Genomic DNA, 12775 nt, shown 5'->3' with positions numbered 1-12775 from the left:
TGACTCTTAATCAGCGGGTTCGGGGTTCGAGTCCCTGATGGCGCACCACGCTGGACCGAACGAGGCTCCCCGACACCGGGGGGCCTCGTTCGCTGTTCCCGGACGTCTGCCCGTCGCGGAGACCGACTCGCCTCCCGGTCGTGCAGCATGCGGACGGGCAGGCGCCCCGTGGCCGCCCTCGAGGCCACGACCACGCTCAGCCGCGACGCAGCCGGCGCACGATCAGCCAGCTGCCCACGACCGCCGCCACGGCCACCACCGCGGCCAGCCGCTCCACGCGCAGCTCCCCCGACGGCGTGGTCGCGACGTCGGCGAACCGCTGCTTGGCGACGTCGGTCTGGCGCTGGATGATCGAGGACGGGCGCACGCGCTCGGCGAGCTCGTCGATGGTTTGCGCGAGCCGGTCACGACGCGCGGTGATCTCGGCCTCGAGGGCGGCGATGGTCACCGGTGCGGGTGCCGCGGCCCCGGTCGAGGGCCCCGTGGCCGCAGGCTGGACGTTGCTCATGGGTTCCTCACTGCAGTCCGAGGTCGCGCCGCAGCTTGGCGACGTGTCCGGTGGCCTTGACGTTGTAGAACGCGTGCGTCACGATGCCCTGCTCATCGAGGACGACGGTGCTGCGGATGACACCCTGGACCGTCTTGCCGTAGAGCTTCTTCTCGCCGAAGGCACCCCACGCCGTCATGACGGCCCGGTCCGCGTCGGACAGCAGGGTGATCGTCAGGGCGTCCTTCTCGCGGAAGCGGGCAAGCTTCTCCGGCGTGTCCGGAGAGATGCCGAGCACCGTGTAGCCGTGCGCGCCCAAGGACTCCAGGGACTCGCTGAAGTCGCACGCCTGCGTGGTGCACCCCGGCGTCATCGCCGCCGGGTAGAAGTAGACGATGACCTTGCCGCCGCGCAGCGCGCTCAGCGTCACCGGCGTGCCGGTGTCATCGGGCAGGGTGAAGTCGGGCGCGCTGTCGCCGGGGCTGAGCCGGTCACCCACGGTGCCTCCTCGTCGTGTCGTGCATCGGTGGTGCCAACCTACATCGGCCCCGGGACAACGGAACCGCGGGCCGACGAACCACACGGGACCTGGTGCGCAAGGCGGGACTCGAACCCGCACACCCGAAGGCACCAGAACCTAAATCTGGCGCGTCTACCAGTTCCGCCACTCGCGCGCGGTCGACAGCCTACGACGAACGGCGCTCAGCCGCCGAGGAGTTCTCGCAGCACCGGCTCGAGGGCGCGGAAGGCCCGTCCCCGGTGGGAGATCGCGTTCTTCTCCTCGTCGGTGTGCTCGGCGAGCGTGCGCTGCTGCCCGGTCGGGACGAACACGGGGTCGTAGCCGAAGCCGTGGTGGCCTTCGGGGGCGCGGGCGAGCCGGCCCTCCACGCGTCCCTCGACCCCGTGGACCCGACCGTCGGGCATCGCGAGGACGGCGGCGCACACGAAGGCCGCGGCCCGGTGCTCGTCGGGGACGTCGCCGAGCTGCTCCAGCAGCAGGTGCAGGTTGGCCCTGTCGACCTCCGCCCGCGTGGCCCCCGGCCCGGCGGCCGAGCCCGACCATCGGGCCGAGAACACGCCTGGGGACCCACCGAGGACCTCGACGGCGAGGCCGGAGTCATCGGCGAGCGCAGGCAGGCCGGTGGCCTCGGCCAGGGCCACGGCCTTGAGCCGGGCGTTGCCGAGGAACGTCACCTCGGTCTCGGCGACCTCCGGGGCGCCCTCCACGTCGCCGGCCCCGATGATCTCGAGGTCGAGGTCGGTGACCAGGCTGCCGAGGATCTGGCGCAGCTCGTGCACCTTGTGCTCGTTGCGGGTGGCCAGCACCAGCCGACGGCTCACGCGCGTCGCTCCCGCGGCGTCGCCGCCAGGGCTGCCTGCTGGAGGAGGGTGAGCTCCGCGCAGCCGACGGTCGCGAGGTCGAGCAGGTCGCCGAGCACGGCGCGGTCGAACGGCTCCCCCTCGGCGGTGCCCTGCACCTCCACGAACCGCCCGTCCCCGGTCATGACGACGTTCATGTCGGTCTGCGCCGTCGAGTCCTCCGGGTAGTCGAGGTCGAGCACCGGGAGTCCGTCGACGAGCCCGACGCTCACAGCCGCGATCGACCCGGTGAGCGGCTGGGCGGACGGTGGGATCAGGCCCCGGGACCGGGCATCGCCCACGGCATCCGCCAGGGCCACCCAGGCCCCGGTGATCGCGGCCGTGCGGGTGCCACCGTCGGCCTGGAGGACGTCACAGTCCAGGACGATGGTGTTCTCGCCGAGGCCCTTGGTGTCGATGACCGCGCGCAGGCTGCGGCCGACGAGCCGGCTGATCTCGTGGGTGCGTCCGCCGACCTTCCCCCGGCGTGACTCCCGGTCCGAGCGGGTGTTGGTCGACCTGGGCAGCATCTCGTACTCAGCGGTGACCCAGCCGGTGCCCCGGCCCTTGAGCCACCGAGGAACCCCTGCGGTGAACGAGGCCGCGCACAGGACGCGGGTTCGCCCGAACTCGACGAGCACGCTGCCCTCGGCGTGGTCGAGCCAGTTGCGGGTGATCCGCACCTCACGAAGTTGATCCGGGGCACGACCATCATGGCGAATTGAGTCAGAAGGCATGGACCCAAGGCTATGGCGTCACGGGGGGCAGATCAGCCACCGCGGGCGGTGTCGAGCCGCGGGCGGCCGCACGGTTGCCCGTGAGGTCCGCGCGCACGGGGGACGCTCAGATCTCGTAGACCGCATCCGCAGCGGCGAGCCCCACGGCAGAGGGCCAGTGCATGGCCGCTTGAGCACGGCAGACCTCGGGGTCGTTCCAGGACGGGATGTGCGTCAGCACCAGGCTCTGCACACCACCCGCGCGCAGTGCGGCCCTGGCGGCGCGGGACCCCGACAGGTGGATGTCGACGACGTCGTCGCGCCCATCGATGAAGGCCGAGTCCATCAACGCAAGATCGACACCGCGCAGCAGGGGGTCGAGATTGGGGCAGTCGTCCGTGTCGCCGGTGTAGGCCAGGAGTGCGCCCCCCGCCTCGACCCGGTAGCCGTACGCCTCGACGGGGTGGTTCACGCGATAGGGAGTCACGGTGAACGGCCCGATCAGGATCGGTGCTGCATCCACCACGGTGTGGATGTCGAACTCGGCCTCCATCCCACCGGGCTCGAGGCCGTGGTACATCAGCTGCAGCCGTCGTGCCGTTCCGGTCGGCCCGAAGACGGGTAGGCGTGCCGGCAACGGGCCGAAGGGCCGGTAGCGACGCGAGACATAGAGGCCGCAGAGGTCGACGCAGTGATCAGGGTGAAGGTGCGTGATGAGCACGGCGTCGAGGTCGTCAGGGGACATCTGACGCTGCAGCGCCCCGAGCGCTCCGCTCCCGAGATCCAACAGGATGCTCCACGTCCGCCCACCGAACTCCGCCTGCACCAGGTAGGAGGACGCTGGGGAGCTCGGGCCGGCGAATGAGCCCGAGCACCCGATGACGGTGACTCTCACTCGGGCCCCTCGACGTCGAGGGGCAGCGGGGCGGTGAACACCGGGCCCAAGCGTGAGCCGACACCCAGGAAACGGGCGGCCAGGCGGCGGAACTCGTCCGGATCCCCCGTGGTCGTGAACCCGTGGTCGGGTGGCGGGAGTCCATCGGGTCGCAGGAGGTCTGCGTCGGCAAGGACGCGATAGACGTCCTTGGCGGTCTCCTCTGCCGACGAGACCAACGTGATGCCGTCGCCCATGACATAGGTGATCACCGCCGCGAGCAGCGGATAGTGCGTGCACCCGAGCACGAGGGTGTCGACACCCTGCTCACGCAACGGGTCAAGGTAGGTGTGCGCGACCGCGACCAGCTCCGAGCCACCGGTGATGCCCCGCTCGACGAACTCGACGAAGCGCGGGCACGGCGTGCTCACGACGTCGAGGTGCGGAGCTGCGGCGAACGCGTCGAGGTAGGCACCCGACTGGTGGGTGCCGACGGTCGAGATGACACCGATCCGACCATTGCGCGTGGCAGAGGCCGCGCGGCGCACTGCGGGTCGGATCACTTCGATGACCGGGACGTCGTAGCGTTCACGGGCATCGTGCAACACCGCTGCACTCGCCGTGTTGCAGGCAATGACGAGCGCCTTGACACCGTGGTCGACGAGCCGGTCCAGGCACTCCAGCGCGAGCTCACGAGTCTGGGCGATGGGACGAGGGCCGTAGGGGGCGCGCGCCGTGTCGCCGAAGTAGGCCACCGACTCGTGTGGCAACTGGTCGAGGACCGCCCGCATGACGGTCAGCCCGCCATAGCCGGAGTCGAACACCCCAATCGGTTGGTCAGCCACCCGCAAAGGGTATGCGCCGACGCGCACCGGCACATCGCCGTCGGTACGTCGCACGCGTCACAGCGCCCTCGCAGTCGCCCGGTGACGGGCGGGTACGCACGACCGAGGCGGGCGGGACCCGGCCGCTCAGGCCGTCAGCATGGCCGAGGCCAGGGTCTCCTGTAACCAGGTGAGGAAGTCGTACACGGCCAGGGCGTACCCGAGCGGGTCGTCCGGGTCGAGCTCGCCGGCCGCCGCCTCGAGGGCCTCGAGGTCCTCGTCGGTGCGCAGGCCCATCCGCTCGCCGAGGACGAGCCGGACATCGGTGAGCGCGGTGAGGAAGGCACGCGCCGAGGCCTCGTCCAGCACGACCTTGTCCTCGGCACGGAGCAGGCTCGCCGCCAGCGCGAGGCCTGCTGCCTTGCGCTGGCGCAACCCGGTCTCGGTGAGCCGGCGGAACTCCGCCGCGGCCTCGTCGTCCTGGAGGTTGGCCGTCGGCAGCAGGCGGTCGAGCGCGGGGTCGCGGCCGGCCCCGGAGGCCACGAGGTCGGCCTGGTCCTCGGCCGCGACGGTGACACCCATCCCCAGCCCGGCGACGATCGCGGCGAACTCGTCCACCGGCCCCTCCGACCCGGGCCCGACGGTCGTCGTCGGCGGTGGCTCGAGCAGGTCGTGCACCTGCTCCATCAGCCCGGCGACGGTCGCCCGCTCGAGCGGGTCGAGGCGTGCGACGTAGGACGCGGCCCTCCCCCGCCCCTTGCGGCGGAACCCCCGCGCCATCAGGAGTCCTTCTGGAACGTCGCCCAGAGGCCGTAGCCCTGGAGCGCCTCGGTGTCGGCCTCCATGGCCTCCCGGGTGCCGTTCGCGACGACGGCGCGTCCCTGGGTGTGCACGTCCATCATCAGCTTCTCCGCCTTGGCCCGGGAGTAGCCGAAGTGGCTCTGCAGCACGTAGGTCACGTACGACATGAGGTTGACCGGGTCGTTCCACACGATCGTGATCCACGGCAGGTCGGGGGCGAGGTCACCGCCGGTGGCGGTGACCTCCTGCGTGACGGGTGCGAGCGACACCTCGCAAGGATAGGCCGCACCTTCGCGGTGCTCAGCGTGAGGACCGCGTGAGGATGCCGTGGCGCACCATCATCGCGACCGCCGCCTCGGTCGCCTCCAGGGTCGAGCGGTCCGCAGGGGCTCCCACCTGGGACTCCAGGGCCTCGGCGAGGGACTCCACCTCGATCTCGTGCTCGGTGAGGTCGTAGATCGCGACGGCGACGGCGCTGAGCCGCAGTGCCTTGCCGTGGGCGAGCACGGCGGTCTCGCCGTCGCGGGTCAGCAGGTCGTCGACGGGGCAGCGCTGCACCTTCATGCCGCACCACCCAGCAGGGCGGTCACCGTGCCGTCGAGGTCGGCGGCCTCGGCGTAGCGAAGGCGCAGCACGGGGCCGGCCGCGTCGATGAAGTCGGCCATCCGGTGCAGTGGCCGTGGCAGCGCGGCCAGCGAGGACGACTGCTCGGTGAGGGCGAACACGGCATCCATGAAGGGCACCTCCTCGACGTCGGCGGCCGTGGCGGCAGGGTCCCGGGCCAGCAGCACGACCCTGGACGCCACCGGCGCCGGCGGCGCGGCGAGCAGGCCGAGGGCGTCGGGCGACAGCTCGTCCTTGACGCCCGGCTGCTCCTGCCGACGCACCGACAGCGGCTTGGGGTAGGGCAGGATCCGGCCGTCGGCATCCATGCCGACGGTCTCGTCGGTGAGGTAGCCGTACGACTGCCCGAGGCGCCGGCTCAGCGTGGTCTTGCCCGTGCCGCCGGGAGCGACGTAGACGAGGCTGACCCCGGTCAGCGGGTGGCTGACCGCTCCGGCGTGCACCATGAGCAGGTGCCCCGCCTGGGCGGCGATCAGCGCCCGGGTCACCGTCTGGGTCGTGGCCATGAGCCGGTGGGCGAGGTCACCCTCGTCGTCGAGCCGCGCCTCGACCGGGTTGGCCGCCCGGGGCTCGACGCGGCCGTCGGCGACGAGGCACCGTGACCACGCCGCCCGCAATGCCTCCAGCAGGGGGGCGGCCGCGTCACCGGAGCACCGGACCTCGACCGAGCACCCCAGCCCGTGCAGGGTCAGCACGTCACTCACGCGGTGGCCCCTCCTGCGGTGCGGGCCACGCACGCGACGGGGCCGAGATGAGCGGCCAGCCTACCCTCGCGCCACACTCAGGCGCGGGGGCGGTTCCACGACCCGGCGTACACGCCGTCGTCGCAGGCCCGGCCACCCTCACCGATCTCCAACGGGCGGAAGGTGTCGACCATGACGGCGAGCTCGTCGAAGGACTCCTTGCCGATCGACGCCTCGGCCGCGCCGGGCTGGGGTCCGTGGGCGTGCCCCCCGGGGTGCAGGGAGATCGAGCCCTTGGCGATGCCCGACCCCTTGCGGGCCTCGTAGTCGCCGTCGACGTAGAACATCACCTCGTCGCTGTCGACGTTGGAGTGGTAGTACGGCACGGGGATCGCCAGGGGGTGGTAGTCGACCTTGCGCGGCACGAAGTTGCAGATGACGAAGTTCCAGCCCTCGAAGACCTGGTGCGCCGGCGGTGGCTGGTGGATGCGCCCGGTGATCGGCTCGTAGTCGCGCACGTTGAACACGTACGGGTAGAGGCAGCCGTCCCAGCCGACGACGTCGAGCGGGTGGAACGGCACGACGTGCACGGTGCCGACGATGCCGCCGCTGCTCGCCGGGCCACCTCCGCGGTGCTTGATGTAGACCTCGGTGTGCGCGTCGGGGTCCTCACCGATGTCCTCGGCGAGCAGCGGGCCCTGCGGACCACGCAGGTCCCGCTCGCAGAACGGGCTGTGCTCGAGGAACTGGCCGTACTTGCTCAGGTAGCGCTTCGGCGGTGCGATGTGGCTGCTCGCCTCGATGACGATGGTGCGCAGCGGGTCCTTGGCGGACTTCTTGGGGATCCACCGGTGCGTCGTCGCCCGCGGCAGGATGACGTAGTCGCCCTCCCCCACCTCGAACGCGCCGAACACGGTCTCGACACGGGCCCGGCCGCGCTCGACGTACACGCACTCGTCGCCGATGCCGTTGCGGTACCACGGACTCGGCGCGCCCGCGACGGCATACGACAGTCGCACGTCGCCGTTGCCGAGCAGGAGTCGACGGCCGGTGACGACGTCGGTGTCCTTGACCACTGACGCGGGGAACAGGTCGTGGGGCTTCAGGTGCAGCGGAAGCAGCGGGTGGTTGGGCGTCGTCGCGAGGTCACCGACGTTCCAGACCCGGTACTCGGCCACCGCCGAGGGGATGTTGCGGTGGTAGAGCAGGCTGGAGTCCGAGGAGAACCCCTCCTCACCCATGAGCTCCTCGGAGTACAGCTCACCCACCTGGCCGCGCTTTGCGGGCCGCCGGTGCTGGGTGTGCCGCTTCGGGGGGATGCTGCCCATTGCCTGGTAGTGCGCCACTGCTGCCGTCCACTCCTTCGAGGTCCCTGGTGTCTCCCCCGCAGGCTACGCCCGGTCAGGGCGGCTCGGTACCGTGAGCACCATGCCCTCGACGACCAGCAGCGTGTTCCGCGACCTGATCGACGACGCCGCCGTGTTCCCTCCCGGGAACGCCACACTGCCGGATGCCGTGGCGCACCACCGCGCCCACCTCACCTCCGGGTACGCCGGCTGTGTGGGACCCCTGCTCGTCCCGGCTGCCAGTGCTGCCGACCTGGTGTCCGTTCTCGACGGCGAGCCGACCACCGATGGTGGGCGGGCGGCATCCGAGCCGTTTGAGGTCGTGCTCATCGCGCGCCCCGGTGCGGACCCCGCGCTGGTGCCGGCGGCCCGGGACCTGCTGCTCGACGACCCACGAGTGCAGGTCGCCGGCGCCGAGGTCGGGTGGTTCGACGGGTGGGTGCAGGCCCTCGCAGGAGCGCTGCCGCTCGCCGTCGAGATCCCCCGGGGTGCCGATCAGCCGCGGGCCATCACCGAGATCCGTGCCGCGTGCGAGGCCGGCCACCCCGTCGTCGCGAAGTTCCGCACCGGGCCGACGCCGGCCTGGGCGTGGCCGGACGAGGCCGAGCTGGCCGAGGTGCTGCGCTCCATGGCGCCCCAGGTGCCTTTCAAGCTCACCGGGGGCCTGCACCATGCCGCTCGAGGCACCTACGAGGTGGGGGGTGTGGCCGAGGAGAACCACGGCATCCTCAACGTCCTGCTCGCGACGGCTGCCGCGCTCGACGGCGCCGGGCACGACGAGGTCGCCGGGCTGCTCGCCGTGCGCGATGCGCAGGCCCTGGCCGCCCTCGTCGGCGCGTGGACGCCCGAGACGGCGACGCGGGTGCGCGCCGCCTTCACGGCCTACGGTTGCTGCACCGTGACCGACCCGATCGACGAACTGACCGCCCTGAACCTGCTGACGAAGGACTGAGCGATGACCTGGCTCGACCTGCCCGCCGACCACCCCTACGGCATCCACAACCTCCCCTACGGCGTCTTCTCGACCGACGGCGCTCAGCCACGCGTGGGGGTTCGCGTGGGCGAGCACGTGCTCGACGTCGCCGCGTGCGCCGAGCAGGCGGGCATGGAGTCCGGCGCGGTGTGGCGGGCGGGCTCGCTCAACCCGTTCCTCGCCCAGGGCCGGTCCGCGTGGACGGCGGCCCGTGAGTGGCTCACCGAGCAGCTGACCAACGAGGCCCACCGCGACTGCGTCGAGTCCCACCTCGTGCCGGTGGCCGAGGTGACGATGCACCTGCCGATCGAGGTCGCCGACTACGTCGACTTCTACGCCAGCGAGCACCACGCGACGAACGTCGGCCGGATGTTCCGGCCCGACTCCGAACCGCTCACCCCGAACTGGAAGCACCTGCCGATCGGCTACCACGGCCGCTCCGGCACGGTCGTCGTCTCGGGCACCGACATCGTGCGCCCCTGCGGCCAGCGAAAGCCCCCCACCGAGCCGGCGCCGGTGTTCGGGCCGTCGGCTCGCCTGGACATCGAGGCCGAGCTCGGCTTCGTCGTCGGCGGCGCGTCGCGCCTCGGCGAACCCGTGCCTCTCGCGGATGCCGGGGAGCACCTGTTCGGTGTCGTCATCCTCAACGACTGGTCGGCTCGGGACCTCCAGGCGTGGGAGTACGTGCCGCTCGGGCCCTTCCTCGGCAAGTCGTTCGCGACGTCGATCTCCCCCTGGGTGGTCACGATGGACGCCCTGGGCGCGGCTCACGTGCCGCTGCCCGGGCAGGACCCCGAACCGCTGCCCTACCTGCGCGGTGAGCCGACCGCGGACGGCGCCGGCACGGCATACGGGCTCGACATCAGCCTCGAGGTCGAGTGGAACGGCACCGTCGTCGCGAGGCCGCAGTTCCGCGACATGTACTGGTCGCCGGCGCAGATGCTCGCCCACATGACGGTCAACGGGGCGAGTGTGCGCACCGGAGACCTGTTCGGGTCGGGCACGATCTCGGGCGAGGAGAAGGACACCCGCGGCAGCTTCCTGGAGCTGTCGTGGAGCGGGACGGAGCCGATCACGCTGGCCGACGGGTCACAGCGGACCTTCCTCGAGGACGGCGACACCGTGACCCTGCGGGCCGTCGCCCCGGGGCCGGACGGTGCGCTCATCGGGCTCGGCGAGTGCACCGGGACGGTGCTCGCCGCCCGCTGAGATCAGGGCCGATGGCGGTGCCCGCCGAGGCTCAGCGCGGCTTGAGGACGACCACCGTGTCTGCCAGCTTGTCGTGCAGGGTCTGACGCTTGGGGTCCCAGAGCAGCCACGCGGGGTCGAGGATGCTGACGATCGAGCCCAGCAGCCCCACGACCGGCAGGACACCGACGGCGGCGGTGGCGAGCCCGATGAGCTGACGCTTGATGGCATCCACCACGGTGAGCTTGCCCGGTGATCCGACGCGACGGACCACCGTGCCCAGCGCCATCTTGCCGGGGGTGGCACCCCGCCAGACGAGGAAGACCGTCTCGTAGAGCAGGCCCACGAAGAGGCTGACGATCGTGATCGGGAGACTGGCCGTCAGCATCTCGGTGATGTAGGCGTTCTGGTCGGGCATCGCGCCACCCGCCTCTGCCGCGGCCACGGTGGCGTCGACGAAGTCGGTGACGGCCGCGAACATGGGCCCGAGCCACGGGATGGCCACGACCAGCGCCACGATGCTCGTGATGAAGCTGTCGAGGATGCGGGCCAGCAGGCGCCGCCACCACTGGGCGAGCACCGCACCGTCAGGAAGCACGTCACGGCGCTGCGCGTAGGCCGCGCCGTAACCGCCGTAGGCCGGCCCAGCGCCGTATCCCTGACCGCCCCCGTAGCCCGGTCCCGACCAGCCACCCTGCCCGGGACCCTGGGGCCCGCCCTGCTGGGCCGCACCCGGCTGGGTCGCGCCGGGGTGAACCCACCCGCCCTGCAGGCCTGCGCCGTCCGGCTGCTGCGCACCACGGCCGATCACCGAGTCGTCGATCGTCGGTGACTTGCGCGGCGTGGTGTGCGAACTCCACACCACGCCGTCGAAGTAGCGCAGCTGGGAGGCGTCGTCGGGGTCGTCGTACCAGCCGGGTCCGGAAGGGGTCTCGCTCATGGCCTCAGGGTCTCACGCGTGCGATGACTCCCGGACACGGCACACACCCAACCGGTGCACCGCCTCGGTCAGAGGTTGCCGCGGCGCTCCTGCTCGCGCTCGATCGACTCGAACAGGGCCTTGAAGTTGCCCTTGCCGAAGCCGAGCGAGCCGTGCCGCTCGATGATCTCGAAGAACACCGTCGGGCGGTCGCCGAGGGGGCGGGTGAAGATCTGGAGCAGGTAGCCGTCCTCGTCACGGTCCACGAGGATGCCGCGCGACTTGAGGTCCTCGATCGGCACGCGCACCTCACCGATGCGGGCGCGCAGCTCGGGGTCGTCGTAGTACGCGTCGGGGGTGTCGAGGAACTCCACACCCTCCTTGCGCAGCTCGTCGACGGTGCGCACGATGTCGTTCGTCGCCAGCGCCAGGTGCTGGGCGCCGGGGCCGGCGTAGAACTCGAGGTACTCGTCGATCTGGCTCTTGCGGGCCGCGATCGCGGGCTCGTTGAGGGGGAACTTCACCCGGTGGTTGCCGTTGGCGACGACCTTGGACATCAGCGCGGAGTAGTCGGTGGCGATGTCGTCACCGATGAACTCGGCCATGTTCACGAAGCCCATGACCTTGTTGTAGAACCCGACCCACTCGTCCATCTTGCCGAGCTCGACGTTGCCGACGACGTGGTCGAGCGCCTGGAACAGCCGCTTGGGGGCGCCGTCGCGCTTGACGTACGAGGAGGTGGCGGCGACGTACCCGGGGAGGTACGGGCCGGCATACGTCACGCCGTCGACGGCGCGCTGGACGAGGGTGTGGCGGGTCTCGCCGTAGGTCGCGATCGCCGCGATGCGCACGCTGCCGTGCTCGTCGCTGACCGTCTCGGGCTCCTGGAGGATGGTGGCGCCGGCGCGGCGGGCCTGCTCGATGCAGCGGTCGACGTCGGGCACCTCGAGGGAGATGTCGACGACCCCGTCACCGTGGGCGGCGTGGTGGGCGATGAGCGGGCTGTCCGGGCTGACCGCACCCTTGAGCACGAAGCGGATCGACCCCGACTTCAGGACGAACGCCTTGTGGTCGCGCTGACCGTGCTCGGGGCCGGCGTAGGCGACGAGCTCCATGCCCCAGGCGCTCTGGTAGTAGTGCGCTGCCTGGGTGGCATTGCCGACGACGAAGACGAGCGCGTCCCACCCGGTCACCGGGAAGGGGTCCTGCTGCTCGTCGTAGTCGACGAGGCCGACGAGCTGCTTGAGCTGCTGCAGGTCCAGGCCGGCCTGGCGCTCCTGCTCGGTGAGGTCGATGTGGCTGGCAGGCGTCATGGTCGTGTCAGTCATCCGATCACTGTGGGGCCTGTGGGCAGCGGTGTGCAACGGTGCGCCTCCTGGCTGGTCAGGGTGCGCATGGTGTTGCCCTGACAGGGGGTCAACCCGAACAATGTGACCATGCCCCGACAGACAGGGATCGACGATCTCGACGCCCGCCTCATCGCCCTGTTCACCGAGCAACCCCATGTCGGCGTGCTCGGCGCCTCCAGGACGCTGGGCGTCGCGCGGGGCACGGTGCAGGCTCGGCTCGACCGGCTCGAGGAACGCGGAGTCATCACCTCCTACGCGCCCCACGTCAGTTCCGAGGCCCTGGGCTATCCCGTGACAGCGTTCTGCACGCTCGAGATCCGGCAGCGGCAGGGTCATGCCCCCGTCGTGGCGCACCTGTCCGCGATCCCCGAGGTGCTCGAGATCCACTCGATCACCGGCGTCGGCGACCTCATCGTGCGCATCGTCGCCCGCGACAACGCCGACCTCGGCCGGGTCATCGACGAGATCATCGACGACACGCACGTCCTGCGCGCGAACACGGCGATCTGCCTGGTGACCCACCTGGACCACCGCACCGGCCCCCTCGTCGAGGCAGCGGCAGCATCCAAGGACTCCTAGCGGCGGCCGACGAACCAGCGCCTGATCCGGTCGATCCGCTCGGTGACCTGCTC

Annotated in this window: 16 protein-coding genes and 1 tRNA gene; 3 read left to right on the top strand and 14 right to left on the bottom strand. The window is 71.2% G+C overall.

From position 1 onward, the window contains the following. Positions 1-196: 196 nt before the first annotated feature. The 12 genes from PLL68_RS07005 to PLL68_RS06950 form a co-directional block, all read right to left on the bottom strand. Positions 197-508 (bottom strand): DUF3618 domain-containing protein, encoded by a 312-nt coding sequence (locus tag PLL68_RS07005; RefSeq protein ID WP_324532947.1) that lies wholly within the window; start codon positions 506-508, stop codon positions 197-199. Positions 509-515: 7 nt separating this feature from the next. Beyond that, complete coding sequence (gene bcp, locus PLL68_RS07000) at positions 516-986, bottom strand: thioredoxin-dependent thiol peroxidase (protein ID WP_324532946.1); 471 nt, start codon at positions 984-986, stop codon at positions 516-518. A gap of 90 nt (positions 987-1076) precedes the next feature. Further along, positions 1077-1161 (bottom strand) — tRNA-Leu (locus tag PLL68_RS06995). Positions 1162-1189: 28 nt separating this feature from the next. After that, entirely contained in the window at positions 1190-1828 is a 639-nt protein-coding gene (gene rdgB, locus PLL68_RS06990; RefSeq protein ID WP_324532944.1) for an RdgB/HAM1 family non-canonical purine NTP pyrophosphatase, read from the bottom strand. Then, a complete protein-coding gene (gene rph / locus PLL68_RS06985; protein ID WP_324532942.1) occupies positions 1825-2583 on the bottom strand; it encodes a ribonuclease PH in 759 nt (252 codons plus the stop codon). The genes rdgB and rph overlap by 4 nt, the downstream gene beginning before the upstream one ends. Positions 2584-2689: 106 nt before the next feature. Further along, complete coding sequence (locus tag PLL68_RS06980; protein WP_324532940.1) at positions 2690-3457, bottom strand: MBL fold metallo-hydrolase; 768 nt, start codon at positions 3455-3457, stop codon at positions 2690-2692. Beyond that, the gene (gene murI, locus PLL68_RS06975) at positions 3454-4281 is read right to left on the bottom strand and encodes a glutamate racemase (RefSeq protein WP_324532938.1); all 828 of its coding nucleotides are present in this window, start codon (positions 4279-4281) and stop codon (positions 3454-3456) included. Before murI ends, PLL68_RS06980 begins: the two co-directional genes overlap by 4 nt. Before the next feature lie 126 nt (positions 4282-4407). Next, positions 4408-5040, bottom strand: coding sequence for a DUF2017 domain-containing protein (locus PLL68_RS06970; protein WP_324532936.1), 633 nt, complete (start codon positions 5038-5040; stop codon positions 4408-4410). After that, entirely contained in the window at positions 5040-5330 is a 291-nt protein-coding gene (clpS, locus tag PLL68_RS06965) for an ATP-dependent Clp protease adapter ClpS (protein WP_159904072.1), read from the bottom strand. The genes PLL68_RS06970 and clpS overlap by 1 nt, the downstream gene beginning before the upstream one ends. A gap of 31 nt (positions 5331-5361) precedes the next feature. After that, positions 5362-5625: a hypothetical protein gene (locus PLL68_RS06960; RefSeq protein WP_324532933.1), complete on the bottom strand. Its 264-nt coding sequence runs from the start codon at positions 5623-5625 to the stop codon at positions 5362-5364. Next, a complete protein-coding gene (locus tag PLL68_RS06955; RefSeq protein ID WP_324532931.1) occupies positions 5622-6389 on the bottom strand; it encodes a hypothetical protein in 768 nt (255 codons plus the stop codon). The genes PLL68_RS06960 and PLL68_RS06955 overlap by 4 nt, the downstream gene beginning before the upstream one ends. A 77-nt stretch (positions 6390-6466) precedes the next feature. Next, positions 6467-7714 (bottom strand): homogentisate 1,2-dioxygenase, encoded by a 1248-nt coding sequence (locus tag PLL68_RS06950; protein ID WP_324532929.1) that lies wholly within the window; start codon positions 7712-7714, stop codon positions 6467-6469. A gap of 82 nt (positions 7715-7796) precedes the next feature. Between PLL68_RS06950 and PLL68_RS06945 the strand changes: the two genes are divergently transcribed. Next, positions 7797-8666: a hypothetical protein gene (locus tag PLL68_RS06945; RefSeq protein WP_324532927.1), complete on the top strand. Its 870-nt coding sequence runs from the start codon at positions 7797-7799 to the stop codon at positions 8664-8666. A gap of 3 nt (positions 8667-8669) precedes the next feature. After that, positions 8670-9896: a fumarylacetoacetase gene (fahA, locus tag PLL68_RS06940; RefSeq protein WP_324532925.1), complete on the top strand. Its 1227-nt coding sequence runs from the start codon at positions 8670-8672 to the stop codon at positions 9894-9896. 31 nt (positions 9897-9927) lie between these two features. Here fahA and PLL68_RS06935 read toward each other — a convergent pair whose 3' ends face one another. Both PLL68_RS06935 and hppD read right to left on the bottom strand, forming a co-directional pair. Beyond that, entirely contained in the window at positions 9928-10815 is an 888-nt protein-coding gene (locus PLL68_RS06935) for an RDD family protein (protein WP_324532923.1), read from the bottom strand. Positions 10816-10883: 68 nt separating this feature from the next. Beyond that, the gene (gene hppD / locus PLL68_RS06930) at positions 10884-12122 is read right to left on the bottom strand and encodes a 4-hydroxyphenylpyruvate dioxygenase (protein ID WP_324532921.1); all 1239 of its coding nucleotides are present in this window, start codon (positions 12120-12122) and stop codon (positions 10884-10886) included. 108 nt (positions 12123-12230) lie between these two features. Between hppD and PLL68_RS06925 the strand changes: the two genes are divergently transcribed. Next, a complete protein-coding gene (locus tag PLL68_RS06925; RefSeq protein WP_324532919.1) occupies positions 12231-12722 on the top strand; it encodes an Lrp/AsnC family transcriptional regulator in 492 nt (163 codons plus the stop codon). Positions 12723-12775 lie beyond the last annotated feature (53 nt).

Origin of the sequence: Ornithinibacter sp., from assembly GCF_035443565.1 — a bacterium.
Taxonomy (GTDB): Bacteria; Actinomycetota; Actinomycetes; order Actinomycetales; family Dermatophilaceae; genus Fodinibacter.
The sequence above is the reverse complement of the archived record's forward strand: the minus strand, read 5'-3'. Positions and strand labels throughout refer to the sequence as shown.